This is a genomic window from Lysinibacillus xylanilyticus (assembly GCF_001183605.1).
Lineage (GTDB): Bacteria > Bacillota > Bacilli > Bacillales_A > Planococcaceae > Lysinibacillus > Lysinibacillus xylanilyticus.
This window is the reverse complement of record NZ_LFXJ01000002.1, coordinates 399,586-423,201: the sequence shown is the minus strand read 5'-3', so window position 1 is coordinate 423,201 and position 23,616 is coordinate 399,586. Positions and strand designations below refer to the sequence as shown.

Here is a 23,616-nt window from a genome sequence, read left to right as displayed (position 1 = left end):
AAAGTTTTATGGTGAAGTACGTTGACTAGCTAGTAACTTTAAAAAAATCTACAATCTCTACTTTCTTCATAGATAGCCAGGCTCTTATTTTAAATGAAATCTTATATAGTATTACTTACTATAGCAAAATCTACTTAACCACGATTATCTTAAGCGTACCAGTACTTACACCGATATTTCAATGTTGGGTTTACGCCAATTTTTTGGCGGTCCTCACCCCAATTTTTGGCGTGATTTGGCGGACGTACCAAAAAACACCGCCATAATTTGGCGGTGTCATAAAAAAATATAGGTATTTAGAATTGAATTTTAGGTATAATTAACCAAGTAAAAATATGGTATTATATAATCACCTAAAGTCTCCCTTTTTATTGAAAAATATCCCATTAGAAGTTAGTATAGCATACAGACAATCTATAGTAAATTCATTCTTTCTGCAAGATTTACAGCCTCTGTCCGTGAATCTACATTTAACAAAGAAAACAGCTGCGTTAAATATCTTTCGGTTGTTCGCTGAGGAATATTTAGCTCTATAGCAATTGCTTTATTCGTATGTCCTTCCGCAATCAGTCTTAAAATTTTCTTTTCTTTTTCATTTAAGTGAATATCAAGTTTTGCATCCTGCAATTTAAATTTATTATCAAGAAAATCTAAGAAATTTTGAGGTAAAACAATTTCACCATTTGCAATGGCTCGAACAGTTCGTAAAATTTGCTCCTTAGATGCTGTTTTAGCTAAAATACCTTCTATTTTCCGTTCTAAAATAAGTGGATAATAATCAGTAATATCATCACCAGTATAAAGGATAATTGAAGCATTTGACTGGATAGCTTTAATGTTACGTCCTAAATTAATGCCATTTTCTAACGGCATATTTATATCAATTAAATAGATATCATATGGCTTGTTTTTAATTCTCTGGATGACATGAGTTGCATCACTTTCTGTATCCACTATAATATCTTCGTTTTCTTGAAATAAATTTTTCGTCCCCTCTAACACAATAGGGTGATCATCCACTATGAGCATCGTAATCAAGTGTATCACTTCCTTCTTTTACTGTAATTCTAATAAACATTCCTTCATTAACCTGTGAATTAATGTGAAACTGCCCGTTAAAGGCCTTTACACGCTCTTGCATACCTTGAATTCCCATCGATTCTGCAACAATAATATCTCCAATATTACAACCTACACCATCATCCTTGTAGATAATTTCGAAACCATCGTCCATTTCCCGCAGATGAATTTCAACTGTTGTTGCATAGGAATGTTTTAAAGCGTTGTTGAGTAATTCTTGAAATAGTCGATAAATCATTAAATTCATACGCTCATCCTCTAAATAAAGGCGATCTATCGTATAAATCAACACAAAATTAGATCTTTCTATTACTTTGCGAATAAGCTTTTCTAATGCAGCATTCAACCCTAATGTATCTAATAATGGGGGCTTCAAATTTTCGCAATAAGCTCTTAAATCATGTAAAGATGTAACCATCTGCTGATGAATTTTCGTAAGTTTTGGCTGGATATTTGCCGTATCCCTTGTATGGACTAGGACATCAACCTCTCGGGCAATATGGAGCTGCTCTTGCAAATTTGTATCATGTAATTCTTGAGCTAATTGATATTTTTCCTCTTCAAACCTTAGCCATAATAATTTGCTTAACCAAGGTAATTGACTTTCATCCGCTTGCCTCATATACTTTAATTCCTCTAACAGTTCCTCTACCATCTTTGTATTTTCAATAAAATTATTTACATATAATAAGAGCAATTCAAGCCACAGAAGCTCTTCATCTTTCAAATGAATCGAATTATTATGATGCAATACTAATGCTCTTTTATAATGAGCATCTTGATGGAGGAAGGCAAGATAGACTTGATCAAATTTTTTAATTTCCCCTAATTTTAAATCTTCCATTAACATTGGATTAATCGGAAGACCTTCCTCAACCGTTGATGTAAATTGCTTTTTGTTATGGTCATAAGTTAAGACAAATACGTGCTCGAGCTCAAGATGTAGAGAAACTTCTTGAACAAATCTCTCTAGAAGATTATCTATTTTTATTGTTTTACCAATCTTATCTACAGCTGTATATAACTGATGTATATAATCCCCTTTAGTCGAAAATAAGATTTTTCGTTTTCGATAATCGACTTTCTCTTTTATGTAAAAAAGAACAACTAACGATATAAAAGTAAAGATTGAAACACCTGACATAATAGTTTTCGTTAAATATTCTCCTGCAATCCAATACAATCCAACTATAAACCACAAAGTAAAAAAAGATGAAAAGATTACATAATAACGTAATCTAGTAATATGATATTCGATATCAAATAATCGTTCTGCTAACTGTGTAAAGATAAAGCTAAAAGGTATAAGCAATAAAAATAAAGAACTAGCTTCACCTGAAAGAATATACTTATCAAAAAAAATGTTAGGGAGTGAAAATAAAAAAAGAAATGGCAGAAACGGTATCATTATACTAATTAACAATATTTTCAACTGAGGTGATTTATATTTGAAATAACTTAGCAATAAAATACTAAGTATAGTAATAAGGAGAATGAAAAAAAGGACTAATACTACTTGAGCCAAAAAATTATACGAAGCAGGATAGAAAATACTAATACAGGCCAGTAAAAAAGAGATCACTGGAAATATATAAAAGAATTTAATATTGTTTGTAAACACCCAATTTATTTTTACAAATGAATAATAATCTCTTAAAAAATGTAATAATATAACTAAACACAATACCATACTACTGCGATTTACTATTATCCCAATTCCATTTAATCTAGTAGCTACTCCACTGCTTACATAAGCTAACGCAACAGTTAACATAAAAAGAATAAGTAAGTTAGTTAGCTTTGTATTCTTTTGATTAAAATGTAGATAGATAGTAATAAATAGAGTTAATAAATAATAACAAGCCGGAAATAGTAATATAGAGTAAAATTGATTCGGAACATCCAATTGTTTGATATGTATATCTTTTATTTCACCATTAGGCTTCATTATGGTTATTTTATTAGCATCTACTATTTTAGATTTATATTTCACCTGATTTAGATGATCCATTGGCACATCATCTACGCTTAAAATAACATCAGATGATGAAATGCTCTTCCATCCTGTCCAGTCTTTAAAATAAGGTTGCGTTACTCCCCATTTGCCATTCTCTTTTTCTACCCCAATTTCTAATAAAGGCCCACTATAATTCATATAATTCAGATAAATCCCAATCACTAAATAGAACATTATAACGGGCCAAAACAACTTTTTACTCAACATTTTTACTGCCAAGCTACACTTTTCAACTCTATTTCACTATTAAACGCATCTAAAATTGCTTTTTGTTCTAAAGACGAAATTCCAATCAATGATGCTTTTTGTGTTTTTAATAGAGCAACTAGGTCTGGGTTTTTTTCTAGATATTGAATTACATTCATCATATATACACTCATTTCATTAACCTTTTTAAGTAGTCTTTACCTAATTCATTTATAGTCACATTTTCAAGAATATTTAACGCTTTAAACTTGTAAACATTTTTCATAGTAATTGCATATCGTATCGCACCACCATTTGTCAACTCGTTTTCCGTAGCATTATTATCTAAAAATGCATCCATATCGTCATTATAATAGTTTATAACAGATTTTGAAACATCATTTTCCTGTGATAACAGATAAATAATAGGTAGTGAGTATCTTTTATTTAGTAAATCATTTTTAGGTCCCCAAGTTTTTAAACCTTGAATATCGTTTTTAATCTGTTGGATAATACCTATGTATTTCCCATACTCTTCAACCTCAGAAGATGTCCCTCCTGTTGCAAGCACTTCACCAATTAAGCAAGCCATTGCTGATAAAGAACCCGACTTTTGTTCAATCATTTGTATATATGATTGCTCATCCCTACACGTATTGAGTAAATCCAATTGCTGACCGTTTATGCTTCGTAATGCATAATCCTCTAGTATTTGAATTGCAGTATTTTTGTCTTCAAAGGAAGTCTCACGTATAGTTCTAGAAGCCATAACTAGCATAGCTAAAGCAACATTTAATGATAGATCAGGTGTTTTAGTCCAACTGTAGTCTGAATCCTTGTCCTGCAAGTCATCGATGATATCAAATGATAAAATTAAAAGTTCGATAGCTGCGGCAACTTTATAGATGTCTTCGTTCAAACAATCTGTAAATGCCTCATAATGCAAATAACATAGCTTACCAAATGAATAGCCAACTGCCATTTTTTCTTCCTTAAAATTTTTCAGCATCGACCGTAGTTCGTGACCTATCAATGCGTCGTTTTCAATTAGAATAGCCAATGCCTCATTAATTTGTTCGTCAAGCTCCTGCAATAGTCCTCTCCCCCTCGAGTATGTTATTAAATAGTATACAGATTAATGGGAAATAACACTAGGCGCCGAAATCATAAGGGAATATTTCACATTAGTGTAATATACCGCCAAAAAATGGCGGTATTTGCGGAAAGCACGCCACTTCTTTATTTAGGGATAGTAAAATAAGTGGCGGTGTTATATTATTGACCGCCATTTTTTTGGCGTAAACTCAGCATTGAAATGGCGTCCTCACTGATGATACGCTTAAACTAAGCTAAGATAAATTTGTATCCTGTTCGTACACTAATCTTTAAGTTATAAAGTTCATACATACGAGACCGTATGCTATGTATTTAAATTGATTAGAGAGAAGACTGGACGGCTTTTCGGGATTAGAGCTATATATAGAACGGAAATCCCCAACGCTTATCGTGATGTACCATTTTCGTTTAATCTATTAACAAGGAAATTCTCGAAACATTGGGAGTGATTGAAATGAAAAATGAATTAAATGAAAACGTTTTAATACTTACAGCTAATTTTTCCTGTGCAATTTTTGTCTCTGAAGAAGAAATCACTATTAAAAGGCCTTCGAAGGAACAACAATATATTGAGCAAATAATTATTGATACTGAGCAACAGGCTTTTAAAGAAACATTAGCAGAGTATAAAAGCAAATCTACATTTTCAAATTTTATTTGCAATATTCCCGGATTTGAAGATACTTTTCAGCAAAGGCTGGACGGTTTTATGGAACAGTATGGAATTATAAGGGTATCTGAAGAAAGCCTGTCTATGTTGCCTTTAATAAGTCCATTTACCTCAGAATTAAACATACATACACCTATACTCTATACGTCACCAAACTTTAGTATTATAAATGCAAGAGGCAATTGCTCTAGCGCTTCGCCAATTGGAAATCCCGTTAAAATTGGAGAAACAGTCGGCTTACCTATTTATCTCCTTAATTCAGAATTGAAAAAGGAAATGTCCCCTTTAGGGAAAGCAAGTTGGACACCACAACAATTCACTGCTGCTTTCACCGGGATTGCCATAAGTGACAATGGTATTTCTTTTAATATTACTACAGCATTTAATGCATGGAATAGAACGTCCATTAAACATTAATACTAGACCGTGTATGGCACAGGTATAGATATGTGCCTCACCTTTCTTCGTTAATATCGTTCTCTATGCCCTTTTAATAGTTCTTTGAGGTCGCTTTGGGGGTTCTTTCCGTCGCATTGACTTCTATTCGCCACCTTCGCTCCTCTATCCTTCACTTTGACTATCTATCATTGCATTTCTATCGAATAGTGCGAAGCTTCATGTCCTATTCATAAGAAAAAGGTGCCTCAAATGAACTTTGAGACACCTCTAATTATTAACCTTTTACATAATAAACTTCTTGGCCGCTTTCGATGATATGATCAGGCTTCGGTTTACCAGCACTTGCTTTGTGACCAGCAATATGCTCAGGACTCTTCTCCCAATTTTTCCATGCCTCTTCTGATTCCCATCGAACCACAATTAGCACTTCTTCATCACCACGTCGTACTTTTTTTACAAGTACTTGCTTATCAATAAAGCCTGGCTGTTGTTCAAGCAATGATGGGCCATCTTTTTTGGCACCAAAACGCTCAACAACTTTATCCGAATTCCCTTCCATAACGACAATACGTTTAATTTGTACAAACATATTAGTTAAACGCCTTTAGAACATCTTCAATTTTTGAAGTTTCAGAAGTTAAACCGCCATTAGCAAGATACCAAGTTTCTGGATTTAAGTAGAATACTTTTCCATTTTTCACAGCATTTGTTGCTCCAACAATTTCGTTTTCAATTGCAGCTTTTGTACCAGATTCACCGTTTGGATTTCTAACTGCATCGCTATCAACTACGAATAAAATATCTGGGTTTGTGTCACGTACATATTCAAAACTTACACTATCACCATGTGTTTCTGCTTTAATATTTTCATCAGCAGCTTTCACACCGTAAATATCATGAATTACACCAAAACGTGAACCTTTACCATAAGCAGATAGCGCACCTTCGCCACCTAATACGATTAAAGCTTTATCTTCCGATTTAGCAGTTTTTGCTTTAATTTCTTCTACTTTTGCTTCATATGCAGTAATTGCATCAGCAACTTCTTTTTCTTTACCAAAAATCTTACCAGCTAATTCTGTGTTTGTTTTGAATGATTCTAAGAAATTAGTATAGTCTGTTCCAACAAATACTGTCGGTGCAATTTTAGATAATTCATCGTAAGCAGCTGCTTGACGACCAGAGATGAAAATAACGTCTGGATTCATTGAAGAGATCGCTTCAAAATCAGGCTCTTTTAAAGCACCAACATTTACATAATCTTTACCAGAATATTTGCTTAAGTATTTTGGAAGTGATTTTTGTGAAACACCTGCAACTTTAACACCTAAAACATCTAAAGTATCAAGGAAACCATAATCAAATACAACAACTTTTTCTGGCATTTTATCAAGAGTTACTTCTTTAAAAGTATCCTCACCATTTGTGCTACCTGGAATTGTAAGTGGGTAAGATGTAGCTTCTCCTTTTTGCTCTTCAGCAGGCTTGTTATCTGAAGAACCTTTATCTTCTTTTTTTGCTTCGTCCTTAGAACCGCAAGCAGCTAATACTAATAGCATCATTGCCATTAATACAGTAAGTAATTTCCAATTTTTCATTGTAAAATTGCTCCTTTAAAATTATTTTATAGTTGAAAGATGGTAATTCCATCTTTACTATTTCTAAGAGTTAAAATACACACAAATGCGACAACCATCCTGTTCTTGAACTGGGATATCCATATCATAGATTTCCTTAAGTGCATCAGAATTGATGATGTCATTTGTTGGACCATCTTTGACAACACGTCCATTTTTTAAAGCGACAATATGATCTGAGTATACAGAAGCAAAGTTAATATCGTGTAATACGATGACAACTGTTTTTCCAAGCTCATCAACGAGCTTACGTAAAATTTTCATGATTTGCACAGAGTGCTTCATGTCTAAATTGTTAAGCGGCTCATCAAGCAAAATATAATCTGTATCCTGCGCAATAACCATTGCAATAAATGCACGTTGACGTTGACCACCAGATAATTCATCCAAATAATTGTGCTGAATATCTTCTAAATTCATATATTGAATTGCTTCATCTATCTTTAGCTCATCCTCAGGCTTCAAATTTCCTTTCGAATAAGGGAAACGCCCAAATGAAACAAGCTCACGAATTGTTAGGCGCACATTCATATAATTTGACTGTTTTAAAATTGAAACACGCTTCGCAAAATCGTCCGATTTCCAACGACGTACATCTGATTTATCGAGTAATACTTCTCCAGTGTCTGCATTAAGTAAACGGCTTACCATTGAAAGCAATGTTGATTTACCTGCACCATTCGGTCCAATAAAAGACGTTATTCTCCCTGGCGCAACGTCGACACTGACATCTTGAATGACCGGTTTTTTCCCAAAATACTTGGAGAGTTCTTTTACTTGGATCATCCTGCTGACCTACTTTCCTTCAATAATAAGTAGATGAAGTATACGCCACCTACAAAGTTTATAATAACGCTTAGTGTTGTATCGAATTTAAAAATATGTTCGACCATCCACTGTCCACCGACTAAAGCGACAACACTCATTACACACGAACCTGCGATTAACACAGCGTGCTTGTACGTCTTGAAAAATTGATACGATAAATTTGATACGATTAGGCCAAAGAACGTAATAGGACCAACAAGAGCTGTAGAAACAGCAATTAATATTGATGATAAAATGAGCATACGTTGTACAAGCTTGTCATATGGCACCCCTAAGTTAATTGCTGTATCACGTCCAAGAGACATTACGTCTAATTGGTTCATATGACGCCAGCCATAAATAAAGGCAATGATTATGACAACAGCTGCAAGCCATACTAAATCCGAATTGACATTGTTGAAACTTGCAAACATTTTACTTTGTAAGTTTAAAAACTCATTCGGGTCTATTAACACTTGGAAGAACGTCGTTACGCTTCCTAAAAAGGTTCCGACAATCATACCGACAAGCAGCAAGAAATAAATCGGACGTTTTCCTTCCTTGAACAATACGCGATAAAAAATCACGGCAAAGACAACCATAGCTAAAACAGCGAGTAAGAAATTGTATTTAGCATTAATAACTAATATCGACATAGAGCCAAAGAAGTAAAAGATGAACGTTTGAACCATCATATATAATGCATCAAGTCCCATCACACTTGGCGTTAAAATACGGTTATGTGTAATCGTTTGGAAAACTACAGTTGAATAAGCAATCGCAATCCCCGTTAACGACATAGCAAGCACTTTAATGAGACGGCGTGGGAACGCATAATGATAGTTACCATTAAGTTCATAAAATATATACAGTAAAATAGATGCTACAGCCAAGCCTAGTAAAATCAACATTTTAGTACGATTACGCATATGCTTTCCCCCTAAACAACATAATTAGGAAGATCGCACTTCCGATGACCCCGACGGTCATACTAATCGGAATTTCATAAGGGAAAATAAGTACACGCCCTATAATGTCGCAGAATAATAAGAACGACATACCTAGCAATGCTGTATGAGGCAATGTCTTAGCAAGGTTATCCCCTTTGAACAGCGAAACTATATTTGGAATGATTAAACCAAGAAACGGTATCACACCAACTGTTAGCACCACCGTCGTCGAAATAAGTGCTACTAACACTAAACCTAAATTCACAACGAATTTATAGGAAAGACCCAGATTTTTTGCAAAATCCTCACCCATTCCTGCCACTGTGAAACGGTTCGCATAAATGTAAGCTAAAATCAGCACGGGTACACTTATGTATAAAAGCTCATAACGACCTTTCATCATTAATGAGAAATCTCCCTGTAACCATGCAGAAATGTTTTGGATAATATCCGCCTTATACGCAAAGAACGTTGTAATTGATGAAAGGATATTCCCAAACATTAAGCCAATAAGCGGTATAAAGATCGCATCTTTAAACTTTATTCGATTTAATATTTGCATAAACAATAATGTGCCGGCTAAAGCAAATATGAAAGCGAAGGAAATTTTTTGAAAGTACGTGACATTTGTGAAGAACATCATCGAAATTAGTACCCCCAACTTTGTAGCATCTAATGTACCTGCTGTCGTTGGTGACACGAACTTATTCCTACTTAAGCTTTGCATAATTAAACCAGCAATACTCATACCTGCACCTGCTAACAAAATTGCTACAAGTCTCGGTATACGACTAATAATAAATAGTCTAGTCTCTTCTGATTCGAAGTCTAATAGATCACTCGGTTTTATATCAACTACTCCGATAAATAGTGAAACTATAGACAGCACAACAGTTGCTGTTAAAAGATATCTTTTTTTCATTGTAATCCCCGGTAGATTCATTTTTGCTCGTAATATTCATTGAAAATGATTATCATCACTCACGATTCTCATTATAAGCGCGTTTCCATTCTCAGTCAACCTTCAATTGAGAATTATTCTCGTTTTATCTGATAATTATTAAAAAATGAGCATTCTCAACGGAATATTTGCATTTTGCATTATTTCCGAAGTTAAAATTCTCTACATTTTCACAAAAATAAAAAGGTAATTGAGAATAAAATACTAATTTTTTCTCAATCACCCTATTAAGTCAATTATGCCTCGATATAATTGCGTCCGGAATCGGCTTTGTGCTTCGCTTTCGGTACAAAAAACATCTGTACCTGTCGCCTTGCTTTCTCTACAGATAATAATTGCTGAAAGAAGTTAAGCTATTCGTCGAACGCCCTTGAGCCATGCAAAAACAATTAAAACTATTAATATAAAACCGACGTATCCCATCACTGCATATAGCTTGGCTACAAGCGTCGTAAAGCCAGCAAGACTTGCTAAAAAGCCCAAACCACCGATAAAAACGGCAGTTACCTTAAAACTTGCCTTATTCGGTTTTAAAAATCTCACCATAAATGAATAGAACATCCCCACTGCTGTATTATAAATCATCCCTAATAAGGAAAAGGACATCAATAGACCAATTAGAGGATGAATTTCATTTGCCAAAGCTAGCATCGGTATATCTATACCAACGATTACATTCATTTTTGCTAGAAGAGACAGGTTAATAAGTAGAATTAAAGCTCCAAGCAAAATCCCACCAATAATACCTCCCATCCCCGCCACTTTTTCATTGCGAATAGATCCACACATAACAGTTAAAAGCGAAAAACATACACCTATATTAAAAGACAAATACAGTAAAGCAGTAACCCACCAGCTTTTAGAACTTACCTGTGCTTGTTGTGCAATAACAGCTTGTTCGACAAAGGTTAAATCCATCGTAGCTAATGAATAGACCGCTATTATCGAGACAATCGCTAGCAGATAGGGTGTAGCAATAGCAATAACGTTTATGATACTCTTCACATCCATCATAACTGTCGCGATAGTAAGTACAATCATACAGATGCTCCCCAGCCAAACTGGCAGTCCAAACATTTGATGAAGCGTAGCACCTGCTCCTGCAAACATGATTACTGCTACACCGAATAAGAAGAGCGAAAGTAAATAATCCATCACCAAACCTACAGCATTACCTGAAATTTGATAAATTAAATCCTTGTGCGATGTCGTACGCAACCTCGAGCTAATTTGAGCAATGCACATTCCTACTAAGGCAAATCCAACTGTAGCAATAAGTGCACCATAAATTCCATGAAAGCCATAGCTCGTAAAATATAGTACGATTTCCTGTCCTGATGCAAATCCCGCACCGACGATAATTCCTACATAGGCACCACCGATTTGCAAACTTTTTTTCAATCAGTTCTCTCCCTGTTTATCCTATTATTAGGACCATCACCAAAAGTCATCCACAACATTTGGTGATGAACCTATTATTGATAGACCTTCTTACTGATTGTTAGCTTATCAATTACTTTCATATTAGGTGTATATCCAATTCCGGCCGTTTGTGGCACATGAATATAACCATCCTCTACAATGACTTCAGGTGTAATGATATCCTCATACCAATAATGACTAGAGCCTGCAGTATCCCCAGGTAATACAAAATTCGAGAGCGACGTTAATGCAATATTATGCGCTCGTCCGATTCCTGCCTCTAACATACCGCCACACCAAACGGGAATATTATTTTCCTTACATAAATCATGAATTCTTCTTGCTTCTGTTAATCCGCCTACGCGTCCTATTTTTATATTGATAACACCACAACTACCAAGCTCTATCGCTTTTCGAGCATCTTCATAGGAGGTGATGCTTTCATCTAAGCAAATAGGTGTCTTTAACTTTCGTTGTAGCTTAGCATGATCGACAATATCATCAACAGCTAATGGCTGTTCAATCATTAATAAATTAAATGCATCAAGTTGCTGTAATACATTCATATCGCTCAATGAGTAAGCCGAATTAGCATCTACCATCAATGGCAAATCTGGCATTTCAGCTCGAATAGCACGAATAACTTCTACATCATGGCCTGGCTTAATTTTCACTTTTACTCGTTTATATCCTTTATTTACATGGCCTTTTAATAAATCAATTAATGCATCTGTAGAAGATTGAATACCTACACTAACACCCACCTCTATTTGCTCCTTATCTCCGCCTAACGCTTGAGCAAGTGATTGTTTCGTTTGTTGCGCATAAATATCCCATATAGCCCCTTCAATAGAGGATTTCGCCATACAATTACGACGAATAGAGGAGAACAAAGCACTGACTTCATCTGGATGCCCAATCTCTTTATGTAACAAGATGGGGATTAAGAAGTCTTCAAGCATATGCCATGTTGTTTTTACTGTCTCCTCTGTATACCAAGGCGCTACAAAGGCTACAGCTTCTCCCCATCCTACAGTTCCTGATTGATCTATCGCTTCTATAAGTAAAAGTTCTTTTTCATCAATTGTGCCAAAACTCGTTGTAAACGGTGCTTTCATAGGCATTTTTATATGTCTCACTGTAATCTGTTCTAGTTTCACAAGATTTCACTCCTTATCCTTATTATAAAGCTAATAAGGAGCGTCTGACTAATAGATAGCTATGAACATATTCCTTATTCTTTTTTACTCGAACAATTGCATAATTTTGTTCAAACAATGTTGTTAAAATAGTACGTACTTTATAACGCCAGTCCTCCGCAAGCCGAGGACTCTCCACTTTCATCTTTTGTAAAAATTGAGGAATGGGCAATAAATAGGCGTCCTTATAATATAATTGCTCTTGCTGAAATTCACCTTCAATATCGAGCACTGGTAAGCCATCTACCGTTAAAGACCACGGTACAATTTCTTCAGCTTCTTCTTCCAGTTCATCTAGGGAATCCTCCACTCGATCGCGTTCAATCCACCATTCAACAACAATTCGATCTGAAGGTAGCCCCTCGTTAAAATCATCCTTGAGCGGACCATAATAATCATTTTCGTACTGAAAACTAAATGCATTGAGCTTCAAAAATGATAAATTAGCCATATATGCTTCTAGCGGATCGAATAGCCAAATCACAAGCTGAAACCCATGTTCTTTTGCATATTCCTGTTGGGCATGCTTTAATAATTCACCTACACCTTGTTCACGATATGTTTTCTCCACACCAATCATGTGTGAGTGTAAATACATTTTTCCATGTCGATAGTCAACAAAGCAGTAGTTAAAGCCAATCAGCTTTTCGTCTAAATACGCTCCAAGGATTAATCCACCATTTTGTACAGCTGCTAACAACTGATGTGAGGGAATAGCCTGACTCCCCCAAATACTTTCGTTCAAACTTTGTACTTCTGCAATCTCTGTAGGTGCCATTATTTTTTGAATACGTACTCTCTCTAACATTATGCTGATCCCTCCTCTGATTTCCCCGACTCTAATGCTAACAATACCGCTCTTGTAAGGATTTCAACCCCCGTTACAAGCCTCGCCTGCTTAAATTTCATCTTTGGATGATGTAGTCCTGGTGTTACCCCACAGCCTAAACCTAACATCGTAGATTTTAAATGCGGGCGTTGAACAGCGTAGTGATGAAAATCTTCTCCTCCAGGTGTATAAACTGGCTTTCTTAAATTTGACAACCCGGTTGCTTGCACGATTGCCTGCTCCATAATATATTGAGCAGTTGAGTCTACCTCAGCAGCTACTACATTTGCTACTGTACGTAATTCAATCTGCACTTTATGCAAGATCTTGGAAGAATCAATAACCCTTTTTACTCCCTGCGCAAGTGCACCCATCACATCATTTTGTTGCGCTCGTATATCAATGGTGAACGATGCCCTTCCAGGAATAATATTGCCGGATTCTCCTCCAGCTTGGAATTTGGTCATCTTAATTGATACAGGAACCATTGGGTCTGTATGAAGCGTTCTTAAATCTTCGATAATAGTTGCTCCTACTTCAATAGCGTTCACGCCGAGATGTGGTCTTGCAGCATGGGCATCTTCTCCGATGATTTCTCCCTCAAGTAATCGAGAGGCTCCATGATACAACGCGGCACAATATGTACCGTCTTCAAGCTCATGGACAGGTCTTACATGGACACCAAATAAAAAGTCTAGATCATCAATGATTCCTTCTTTTAAAACTGATAAAGCACCTGTTCCTTTTTCTTCAGCTGGTTGAAAAATCACCCGAATTGTACCGTTAAATGATGGAGCCAGCTCTTTCAAAAGTAATAGAGCACCGATTGCCATCGTCATATGTCCATCATGGCCACAGGAGTGATTCGCACGAAATTCACCATCTACTTCTTGCCATAACGCATCAATGTCCGTACGCAAACCGACTTTAGGATTACCATTTCCTACATCAACATAAAGCCCTGTACTGTTTTTAAAGCGTATTGGTGAAAAACCTTCACGTGTTAGTAAATCAACAATATAATTCGTTGTTTCTACCTCATGCCAGCTTATTTCCGGATGCGCGTGCAAATACGTGAAAATCTCCATTAATCTTGGCCTCAAACGACTTAAAGCTTCCTTCATAGCAACCAACCTCTCAAAAATCATACTATTAAGAATATTATAACGAAAATAAAATCTTTTCTAAACAAAAACATATTCCCTCAATCTGCAAATTAACTACATGATAAGACTAAATGCTTTCAGGTAGATAAATGGTTCATCGCATAATGTGTGGTTAATTTCCGTCCCGGCCGAGCGCTTTTCTGCAGAGCATCTGATGAGCCGCTTTGGCCAACAAATGTTTTTTGCGCGAAAGAGTATGCGAAAGCGAAGCGACAACACGCACGATATTGGTTACGAAGGCGTTATCACAGGACGTGATGGTTTTAGCCTTCGTTCCTCTATTGCTAATCCCCAAGGAGTCACCCAGCCTCCACTCCAATCAACTTCTTTACATAGTATACGTTTTAACAAACATCAGCCCCAACTTTTGATGATAAGGCAAAAATAATACTTAAAGTACCTTAGCATCACAAAAATGGTTCTTCATTATTATTCGGATGCTTTATGACGTTCTTCCCTTATTTTTGTTTCTAAGGGCACAACGTGAAGCTTTCATGAACGTTCCGACAAATGATTACCAATCTCTTCGATTAATTCGAACACTAATATTAAATGCATCTTAAAACAAAAAAGATGCAAGTACAGTTATTTGAATAACTGCACTTACATCCTATTATTAGTTAATACCTCGCATCGCCTTTGAAATAATTGGCGAAAGTACTAATATTATTATTCCTAAAATAATTGATAATGAGCCTAAGAAACCGAAGTATGTGAATTCACTTACCACTTCATAAACTTTTACAAGTTGTGCGTTGATTGCTTGCGCTGCTGCGCTTGTTAAAAACCAAAGCGACATCGTCTGTGCAGCAAAAGCCTTTGGAGCCAATTTTGTAGTAGCCGATAAACCTACTGGCGATAATAATAACTCCCCAACTACAACTAAAAAGAATGATAATACTAACCACCATGGACTTACTAAATCTGTACCACCAGATAAATACGCTGGAAGCATCATCACTATGAATGACAATCCTGCAAAGAATAATGCATAAGCAAATTTACGCGGTGTAGATGGTTGCTTATCTCCCCACTTCATCCATAACATGGCAAATAATGGAGCCATCGTAACGACGAATAAAGGGTTTAACGATTGGAACCAAGAAGATTGAATATGGAAACCGCCAATATCCAATTGTGTACGACTATCTGCAAACGTTGCTAAAATAGTTGCCCCTTGTTCTTGGATTGCCCAAAACATTACAGCCGATATAAACAAAGGAATATAAGCGAGTATGCGAGACTTCTCATCCTTCGTTGTTTTCTCACTGCGGTACATATAAATAAAGAACACCGTTGGAATTAATATACCCAGTGTCGTAATAATTAAACTAAAAACATTCATTGTTAGTACGCCAGTTTTAATACCAATTGCCCCAACAATAATAATAAGTAAAGCTATAATCCCAAATCGTGTAAAGACTTTTTTACGTTCTTCTGGCAATAATGGGTTGTTTACCTGTAACCCTGCTATCCCTAAATATTTTTTCTCTGTTAATTTATATATAATTAAACCAACTAACATTCCGATCCCTGCTACACCAAAGCCTAAGTGGAAATTGTACTTTTGTCCAATTGTTCCGACAATTAAAGGTGCAAGGAATGATCCCATATTAATACCCATATAGAAAATTGAAAAACCTGCATCACGGCGACTATCTGTTTCAGCATACATATCTCCGACAATGCTTGAAATGTTCGGTTTTAATAAGCCTGTCCCAATAACAATAAAGAACATTGAAACAAATAACATGCTTACGCCACCAGGTAACGCTAGCAGGAAATGCCCAAACATAATGAACACGCCGCCATAAAAAATGGTTCTACGTGTGCCTAGTATTCGGTCAGCAATCCAACCACCGATAATCCCTGACATGTAAACCATTGATCCGTAGATAGCCATAATTGAGTTTGCTGTTCCACGATCTAGGCCTAAACCGCCTTCATGCAATTCATAATACATAAAGAAAATCAGAATTGCTCGCATACCGTAGTATGAGAATCGTTCCCAAAATTCAGTGAAAAATAATGTAAAGAGCCCTTTAGGGTGTCCGACAAAGCCATTTTGAGGGACGGATTTTACAATTTCATCTTTAGTAGACATAAAAATATCCTCTCCCGATTTCATTATTCAATAATAATATTATTACCCAAAAGTAAGGATAAAAACTTTATTTCATCATACTAAAGTGTTTTAAAAACTTTTTCAAGAGTTTTAAAAAATGTTGGAATTTTGGACATTTTCTTTAAATTCAGAATGATTTTCATGGAATTGTACCAAACCTATTGATATTCCTAAGTTTTCTGATTCTTTAATATCCACAATTTTATAAACCACCTCGAAATTATTCTAAAATATTTTATAGTCAGACTTTTTACTTTTTAAACAAAAAAGCTAGTATTATCTATAATTTCTTTCACAAAGATATAAATTCGCTTTTTCGATTACAAAAAAGCATGCTAGAAACACGAAGTGCTTTTAGCATGCTTTTAAAACAATGATGTTATTCATTATTTAATTACATATTGTTGGAATTTTGCATAATCGGCTTCTTTTAACTCTAGCGTTAGCAGCGTACCATTTTCTTCATATGCTGTTTCATAGACAGAAGCATGTTCATTTAAATAAGAGACGATATTCCCCTGTTCATACGGAATGAGCATTTTACATGTTACATAATCAGAGAAAATATGCTGACGTATTATTTGCAATAATTCTTCTAATCCAACCCCTTGCTTCGCAGAAATCCAAACATTATCACCACTAATAACAGGATAAGGAACGTTTGCTATATCCGCTTTATTATACACATAAATTGTCGGGATCCCTTCAACGCCAACTGCCTTAAGTGTTTCATTTGTTACTTCCATCATAAAGCCGTGCTCAGAATTGGAAACATCTACAACATGGAGTAATAAGTCGGCATCACGAGCCTCTTCCAATGTTGAGCGGAATGCCTTCACTAGATGATGCGGTAATTTGCTAACGAAACCAACTGTATCTGTTAATAGGAATGTCTTTTTATCAGCTAATTCTATTTGACGGACGGATGTTTCAAGTGTGGCAAAAAGCATGTCCTTCTCAAACACTTGTTTATGCTCTTCTTGTCCTATTTTCGAAAGTAGCTGATTCATAATAGTTGACTTACCAGCATTCGTATAGCCGACAATGGAAACGACAGGTACGGCATTTTTACGTCGTTGTTTACGCTGCGTCTCTCGTTGCTCCTTTACATGCTCTAGCTCCTTTTTTATTTTCGAAATCTGATCCTCAATTTTCCGACGGTCTAGCTCGAGCTTTGTCTCACCAGCACCACGGTTTTTAAAGCCACCACCTGTGCCACCACCTTGACGGCTGAGAGATGCATGCAAGCCGACTAAACGTGGTAGCATATATTGCAATTGTGCTAACTCGACTTGCATCTGCGCTTCACTTGTTTTAGCACGACGTCCAAAAATATCTAGAATCAACATCGTTCTATCAATAACCTTCGTCTCTAAATCACGTTCTAAGTTACGGATTTGTGAAGGTGATAATTCATCATTAAAAATCACTAAATTTGCTTGTGCTTCATCATAAAAATTTTTTATTTCTTCAATTTTCCCAGTGCCAACATAATGAGATGGCGTAATGCGCTCTAAATTTTGTGTGACAATGCCGACAACTTCAACATTTAAAGCTTCAGCTAAATTTTTTAGCTCTTCCATTGAATAATCAAAATGCTTCTCATTCCGTAAATTTACGCCAACTAAAATAGCTCTTTCCACCAATATATCTACTTCTTTAATTCTATCCATCCACAAACCTCCCACCAATGCCTTGATGATACTACGACAAATTTTCTTCATCTTACCATATAATGTCCAAATTCGTGTTGTTTAGTAGTTATCTTATCTTTAATAACATGTATATCGTAAAAAATGCGCCTTCTATACAAAAAGGCGCACTACATTTATTTATTTCATACGTTCTTCTTTTAACAATACCTCAGTGCGATTGAACTCGTCTTCAATATCTTTATTTGGTTTATATGTCAAGATGCTGACAATAACCGCAACGATTAAGCATACGAAGAAGCCTGGAACAATCTCATATAATGTATCAGATAAGAACTTTATTTTCCCCCAAATGAAGGCGGTTGTAGCACCTGCTATCATCCCACTGAGAGCTCCGTAATTCGTTAATTTTCTCCAATATAGGGACAGCAATATTACTGGACCGAATGCTGCACCAAAGCCAGCCCAAGCAAAGCCTACTAGGCCTAAAATAGAACTATCTGGATTCCATGCTAAAATCGCTGCGATAATTGCTACAACTAAAACAGCTACACGGCCAATAAAAACATAATGCTTATCATCTGCTGTTTTATTAAATATAGCTTTGTAAATGTCTTCTACAAGTGCTGACGAAGTAACAATTAGTTGTGATGAAATTGTACTCATCACCGCGGCTAAAATGGCAGCTAGCATTATACCTGCAATAAACGGATGGAATAGGAGTTGGCCAAGTACAATAAATACTGTCTCAGCGTCCTTTAACTCACCTGCATTTTGCTCATAATAAGCTACACCTACTAAAGCTGTTGCAATCGCACCGAATAAACTTAACATCATCCAGCCAATACCGATACGACGTGCCTGCTTTGTTTCTTTTACTGAACTTATTGCCATAAAGCGCACGATAATATGTGGTTGTCCAAAATAACCTAGTCCCCATGCAATTGATGAAATAATTGCCGTAGCAGTTGCAGTTGCAGGTAATAAGTTCAGGTGTTCAGGATTAACAGCTTTAATAGATGCTATTGTGTCTCCAATTCCACCTGTTAAAAACAATCCAAATAACGGTACAGAAATAAGTGCTACAAACATAATTAGCCCCTGTAAAAAGTCTGTATAACTAACCGCTAAAAATCCTCCAAACAATGTGTATGCCACAACAACAGCAGATACAATCAATAAACCAGTATGGTATTCATAGCCAAATGAACTATCAAAAAACTTGCCTCCTGCAACCATTCCTGAAGAAACATAAAATGTAAAAAAGATTAAAATAATAATACCTGACGCAATTCTTATCATCTTTGTGTTGTCACGTAAACGATTATCTAAAAAACTCGGAATAGTAATTGAGTCATTAGCAACTTGTGTATATGCACGTAGTCTCGGTGCTACAAGTAACCAATTCAAATAGGCACCAATTGTTAAACCAATAGCAATCCAGGCCTCAACTAATCCAGATAAATAGATCGCACCCGGTAAACCCATTAACAGCCAGCCAGACATATCTGCTGCACCTGCACTTAGCGCAGTAACAGCAGGGCCAAGCGAACGCCCGCCGAGCATGTAATCCGTTAAATTTGATGTTTTAACAAATGCATACCAACCGATTCCTAGCATGGCGATCATATAAATAATAATCGCAAGTAATTGATACATGTTTTCAGACATAAATTTCCCCCTATTTCCCCTTTAATCTTTTTAAACAATAAATGCCTCGTTGCGTCCGGAATCCGCAGGAGGCTTCAGACCAACACGATGTTGGTCACTCAGTCGTTACCACAGGCTGTGGCGTTCTTAGACTGAGTTCATCTATTTCAGTGGATATTTGGACACCCACTAAAAAGTAACTTAAACCCCACATTCATCTCACTATAGAGGTGGGAGACATCTGTACCTGTCGCTACCAATACACTTGTCGAAAGAAGTTAAAAAATTCTCTATAATTAAAATACCACAAATATACAAAATAACCTATAAATATTCAAAAAATGAATACTGAAATTTATACTAGCATTGCGCTTCATAAATTGTGTTAAACTAGTGCCATCAATAACACGATAAAGAAGGCGAAATATATGACATTTGAAGAAATGAAAGCTCAGCTTATAGAGCGTATTTTACAACAGCAACTCGTTACTGCTACCATCAGTCAACCACGTATGAAGTCAAACGAAGTAAAGCGTATAAAGTTAAAACCTTTATTACTTAAGGATGCTTACCATATACAAGTTGAATATCAATTTGAACGCATTTTAAAACACGAAAATGTTCTATTAGAAAATTTCAGTGAGAAGCTAGAAACATTTTTTAACGATTTTCGTCAAGCGCATGTTGATTTTATTGATGAAAAAATACAAGTACAGCTTTCAAAAAAGAACAAAGTACTATGGAAGTCCGATAAATCCTCAGCACCAAAGCAAGTCAATTTAACACATAATCGCAAGAAAAACTATTTACTAGCAGAAGATAAGCCCTACCCATTTTTAATTCGTCTCGGAGTACAAACAGAAGAAGGTAAAATAAAAAAACAAAAATACGATAAATTTAAACAAATCAACCGTTTCATCGAATTTATTGATGATGCATTAACATATTTGCCAAAGGATCGTCAGGTTCGTATCTTAGATTTTGGTTCAGGCAAATCCTATTTAACATTCGCCTTATACCATTATTTAAAAATCGAAAAAGGCTTAGACATTCGTGTCACTGGTTTGGATTTAAAGAAGGAAGTCATTGAGGAATGCTCACAAATTGCACAGGATTTAGGCTATGAGCAGCTCGAATTTCTAGTTGGAGATATTAATGATTATAACGATGAATCTGCAGTGGATATGGTGGTGACGCTACACGCTTGTGATGTTGCCACTGATATGGCATTAGCTCGCGCTGTGAAATGGGGAGCTAGCGTTATTTTAAGTGTCCCTTGTTGCCAGCATGAACTAAATCGCCAGCTTAACACACCAGCAATGGATATCATGCTTCAGCACGGTCTCGTACGCGAACGTTTTGCAGCGCTCGCAACTGATGCAATTCGAGCGGAAATTTTATCACTCGTTGGCTATGAGGCACAATTGCTAGAGTTTATAGATATGGAAAATACACCAAAAAACATTTTAATACGAGCTTATCATACAGGTAAAAAGCCAAGCTCTGAACAGCGCGCTAACTATGATGCCTTTTTAAAGTTGCTAAATGCCAAGCCGTTTTTAGCGAATGAATTACAAGCTTACCTATAAGAATCGCTGTATTTATGGTTGGTCGTAGCGTGGGTATTCTCTATCCTTCCACGAGTATTTCATGGAGTTGCGCAATTCAAATTAACAGGGCGGTCCAATAACTTCTGGACCGCCCTTTCAATTATAGTTCTTGTCGTAATGCTTGAATAACGTCTATTTTTGTGGCCTTACGTGCTGGACGATAGCCTGAAATCATCGCTACCCCAATACTAATCGCTGAAGCGATAAGAACAAGCTGCCAAGGAATAAGGGAGAATGTAATTTCATTTCTACCAAAAGCATCTTCCCCTGTTGCTGCTTTTAGAATTAAAGGCAATGCAGCATTTGCTACAAAGCTAATTACATATGAAATAGCTACAGCTATCAAAGTGCCAACAATACCAATGAATGTACTTTCCATTAAGAACAATCGTTGAATAAGCTTTGGACTTGCTCCAATCGCCTTTAAAACACCGATTTCACGAGTACGTTCTGTAACAGCCATTGTCATTGTGTTGAAAATGCCAATCGATGCAATCAAGACAGCAATTGTTCCAACAAATATTAAACCAATCTTTAAAACTAGGAAAAATACATTCATTTTATCCAATTGTTCAGTAACTGAATAAACGCTATAGCCTTTGTCTTTTAGTTTGTCTAATATCGACTTTACATTTTCCATGCTATCCGCAAAAATATTAAATTCCGAATAAAACATGTCATCCTCTTTAACCTTACCTGTTGCAGCTAAATTTGTAGCTAGCATTGGCTTTTGCTCTGTATCCATATAAACTGAGCTATCGATCATCCAATCATAAGAAGGCTTCTTCTTAACACCGACAATCGTATACTTCATTTTCTCTGTCTCTTCTGCCCCATCAATAGGTGGCATTAATGATAATTCGATCTCTTTACCAATTAATGAGTCCTTATAACCTTCCTCACTACCATTATAATACGTACCTTCTGCTTCAGCTTTTTTACTCTTTTCTTCAATAATTTTGCGCTCAGCATCATTGACTAATGTTTGAGCAAAATGATATCCTACAACGATTTCGTTTGGCTTTGTTGGATACTTCCCTTCCGCAAGCTTGCCATTTACTTGCTCAAAATCATGCATATTAGCGACAGATAAACTAGATTGTGTATCACGACCCTCAAAAAATGAATGTGCGGATGCATTGACAGTAATCGTCTCGAGTACCGTTTCCACATGTTCTATACCTTTTATTTCGTGTATTTGGTCCTCTGTAAATTTATCATTACCAAACACTTGAATTTTCGTAACTTTTTCATTTGATAATATTTCATTACGTATGGAATCCTGGAGACCAAATCCAACTGATGCAAGGACAATCAAAAATGCACAGCCCATCGTTGCCGCTAGTACTGTCATAAATACGCGTAATTTATTTTTCTTTATATGTTGTGTAACAAAGTCTAATTGATCTTTAAATAACATGTTATGCTTCCTCCTTCACGAGTTCCCCATCGTACATACGGAAACGTCGATGAGCTATTGTTGCTACTTCCTCGTCGTGAGTAATGATAATAAATGTTAAACCAAGCTCACGGTTTAAACTTTGAATGAGTAGCAATATATCTTGCTCAGTTTCTGAGTCAAGACTTCCTGTCGGCTCGTCTGCCAACAAAATAGGAGGATTTGTAATTAAGGCTCTTGCAATACTAACACGCTGTTGCTGACCACCCGATAATTCATTTGGGTAGTGGTCTGCCACTTCCGTTAAACTAACCTTGTCCATTAATTTTTTCACTTTTTCTATACGCTCAGCTTTCTTGATACCCTGCAACTTCAAAGGTAGTTCAATGTTTTCAAACGCTGTTAAGCCTGGCATTAGTTGAAAGTTTTGAAAGATAAATCCGAACTGTTGCAAGCGAAAAGCTGCACTTTCTACTTCGGAGAGATGAGCTGTTTCCTTTCCGTTTACCATAATAGATCCTTGTTCAGATTTCATAAATCCAGCTAATATTTGTAATAAGGTTGATTTCCCGGAGCCACTTTTCCCAACAATTGCGACAATCTCTCCTTTTTTCACCTCAAAATTGACACCTTTTAATACTGGAACCTGCTTTTCCTTACCTTTCTTTCCAATTAAAAATGTATGTTGTAAGTTCTCGACTTGAATCATTTTCAAATAAACGCTCCTTCCACATTCTTCTG

Annotated in this window: 20 protein-coding genes; 2 read left to right on the top strand and 18 right to left on the bottom strand. The window is 36.0% G+C overall.

Going from position 1 to position 23,616, the window contains the following annotated elements; all coding sequences use genetic code 11:
• Positions 1–414: 414 nt before the first annotated feature.
• From ACZ11_RS02325 to ACZ11_RS02310, 4 genes are read right to left on the bottom strand one after another with little or no spacing between them, the layout of a single operon-like run.
• Positions 415–1,029, bottom strand: a complete 615-nt coding sequence (locus ACZ11_RS02325; RefSeq protein WP_232733125.1) for a response regulator — start codon at positions 1,027–1,029, stop codon at positions 415–417.
• Entirely contained in the window at positions 1,013–3,271 is a 2,259-nt protein-coding gene (locus ACZ11_RS02320) for a sensor histidine kinase (protein WP_049663522.1), read from the bottom strand. Before ACZ11_RS02320 ends, ACZ11_RS02325 begins: the two co-directional genes overlap by 17 nt.
• A gap of 35 nt (positions 3,272–3,306) precedes the next feature.
• Positions 3,307–3,465, bottom strand: a complete 159-nt coding sequence (comX, locus tag ACZ11_RS02315; protein ID WP_049663521.1) for a competence pheromone ComX — start codon at positions 3,463–3,465, stop codon at positions 3,307–3,309.
• Between the two features lie 8 nt (positions 3,466–3,473).
• Positions 3,474–4,376 (bottom strand): polyprenyl synthetase family protein, encoded by a 903-nt coding sequence (locus ACZ11_RS02310; protein ID WP_049663325.1) that lies wholly within the window; start codon positions 4,374–4,376, stop codon positions 3,474–3,476.
• A 477-nt stretch (positions 4,377–4,853) separates the two neighbouring features.
• On the opposite strand from ACZ11_RS02310, the gene ACZ11_RS02305 reads away from it, so the two are divergent.
• Complete coding sequence (locus ACZ11_RS02305) at positions 4,854–5,486, top strand: hypothetical protein (RefSeq protein WP_049663323.1); 633 nt, start codon at positions 4,854–4,856, stop codon at positions 5,484–5,486.
• A gap of 256 nt (positions 5,487–5,742) precedes the next feature.
• Here ACZ11_RS02305 and ACZ11_RS02300 read toward each other — a convergent pair whose 3' ends face one another.
• The 12 genes from ACZ11_RS02300 to putP all read right to left on the bottom strand — a co-directional run bounded on the left by ACZ11_RS02300 (position 5,743) and on the right by putP (position 19,887).
• Positions 5,743–6,057, bottom strand: coding sequence for an antibiotic biosynthesis monooxygenase family protein (locus tag ACZ11_RS02300; protein ID WP_049663321.1), 315 nt, complete (start codon positions 6,055–6,057; stop codon positions 5,743–5,745).
• Between the two features lies 1 nt (position 6,058).
• Positions 6,059–7,066, bottom strand: a complete 1,008-nt coding sequence (locus ACZ11_RS02295; protein WP_049663320.1) for a siderophore ABC transporter substrate-binding protein — start codon at positions 7,064–7,066, stop codon at positions 6,059–6,061.
• A 63-nt stretch (positions 7,067–7,129) separates the two neighbouring features.
• Positions 7,130–7,891, bottom strand: a complete 762-nt coding sequence (locus ACZ11_RS02290) for an iron ABC transporter ATP-binding protein (protein WP_049663318.1) — start codon at positions 7,889–7,891, stop codon at positions 7,130–7,132.
• Entirely contained in the window at positions 7,888–8,841 is a 954-nt protein-coding gene (locus tag ACZ11_RS02285; RefSeq protein ID WP_049663315.1) for an iron chelate uptake ABC transporter family permease subunit, read from the bottom strand. The genes ACZ11_RS02290 and ACZ11_RS02285 overlap by 4 nt, the downstream gene beginning before the upstream one ends.
• Positions 8,834–9,784: an ABC transporter permease gene (locus ACZ11_RS02280; RefSeq protein WP_049663312.1), complete on the bottom strand. Its 951-nt coding sequence runs from the start codon at positions 9,782–9,784 to the stop codon at positions 8,834–8,836. Before ACZ11_RS02280 ends, ACZ11_RS02285 begins: the two co-directional genes overlap by 8 nt.
• 387 nt (positions 9,785–10,171) lie before the next feature.
• Positions 10,172–11,224: a YkvI family membrane protein gene (locus ACZ11_RS02275; protein WP_049663309.1), complete on the bottom strand. Its 1,053-nt coding sequence runs from the start codon at positions 11,222–11,224 to the stop codon at positions 10,172–10,174.
• 74 nt (positions 11,225–11,298) lie between these two features.
• Positions 11,299–12,405: an o-succinylbenzoate synthase gene (menC, locus tag ACZ11_RS02270; RefSeq protein ID WP_049663306.1), complete on the bottom strand. Its 1,107-nt coding sequence runs from the start codon at positions 12,403–12,405 to the stop codon at positions 11,299–11,301.
• Positions 12,406–12,427: 22 nt separating this feature from the next.
• Complete coding sequence (locus ACZ11_RS02265; protein ID WP_049663304.1) at positions 12,428–13,252, bottom strand: GNAT family N-acetyltransferase; 825 nt, start codon at positions 13,250–13,252, stop codon at positions 12,428–12,430.
• Positions 13,252–14,397, bottom strand: a complete 1,146-nt coding sequence (locus ACZ11_RS02260) for a M20 peptidase aminoacylase family protein (protein ID WP_049663301.1) — start codon at positions 14,395–14,397, stop codon at positions 13,252–13,254. Before ACZ11_RS02260 ends, ACZ11_RS02265 begins: the two co-directional genes overlap by 1 nt.
• Before the next feature lie 658 nt (positions 14,398–15,055).
• Entirely contained in the window at positions 15,056–16,543 is a 1,488-nt protein-coding gene (locus ACZ11_RS02255; protein WP_049663299.1) for a peptide MFS transporter, read from the bottom strand.
• Positions 16,544–16,950: 407 nt separating this feature from the next.
• Positions 16,951–18,237: a GTPase HflX gene (gene hflX / locus ACZ11_RS02250; protein ID WP_049663297.1), complete on the bottom strand. Its 1,287-nt coding sequence runs from the start codon at positions 18,235–18,237 to the stop codon at positions 16,951–16,953.
• A 159-nt stretch (positions 18,238–18,396) separates the two neighbouring features.
• On the bottom strand, positions 18,397–19,887 hold the full coding sequence (gene putP, locus ACZ11_RS02245) for a sodium/proline symporter PutP (protein WP_049663294.1): 1,491 nt from the start codon (positions 19,885–19,887) through the stop codon (positions 18,397–18,399).
• Between the two features lie 407 nt (positions 19,888–20,294).
• On the opposite strand from putP, the gene ACZ11_RS02240 reads away from it, so the two are divergent.
• The gene (locus tag ACZ11_RS02240) at positions 20,295–21,455 is read left to right on the top strand and encodes a class I SAM-dependent methyltransferase (RefSeq protein WP_049663291.1); all 1,161 of its coding nucleotides are present in this window, start codon (positions 20,295–20,297) and stop codon (positions 21,453–21,455) included.
• Between the two features lie 121 nt (positions 21,456–21,576).
• Here the strand turns inward: ACZ11_RS02240 and ACZ11_RS02235 are convergent, their stop codons facing one another.
• On the bottom strand, positions 21,577–22,896 hold the full coding sequence (locus ACZ11_RS02235; protein WP_049663288.1) for an ABC transporter permease: 1,320 nt from the start codon (positions 22,894–22,896) through the stop codon (positions 21,577–21,579).
• A 1-nt stretch (position 22,897) separates the two neighbouring features.
• On the bottom strand, positions 22,898–23,584 hold the full coding sequence (locus tag ACZ11_RS02230; RefSeq protein ID WP_049663519.1) for an ABC transporter ATP-binding protein: 687 nt from the start codon (positions 23,582–23,584) through the stop codon (positions 22,898–22,900).
• Positions 23,585–23,616: the final 32 nt, after the last annotated feature.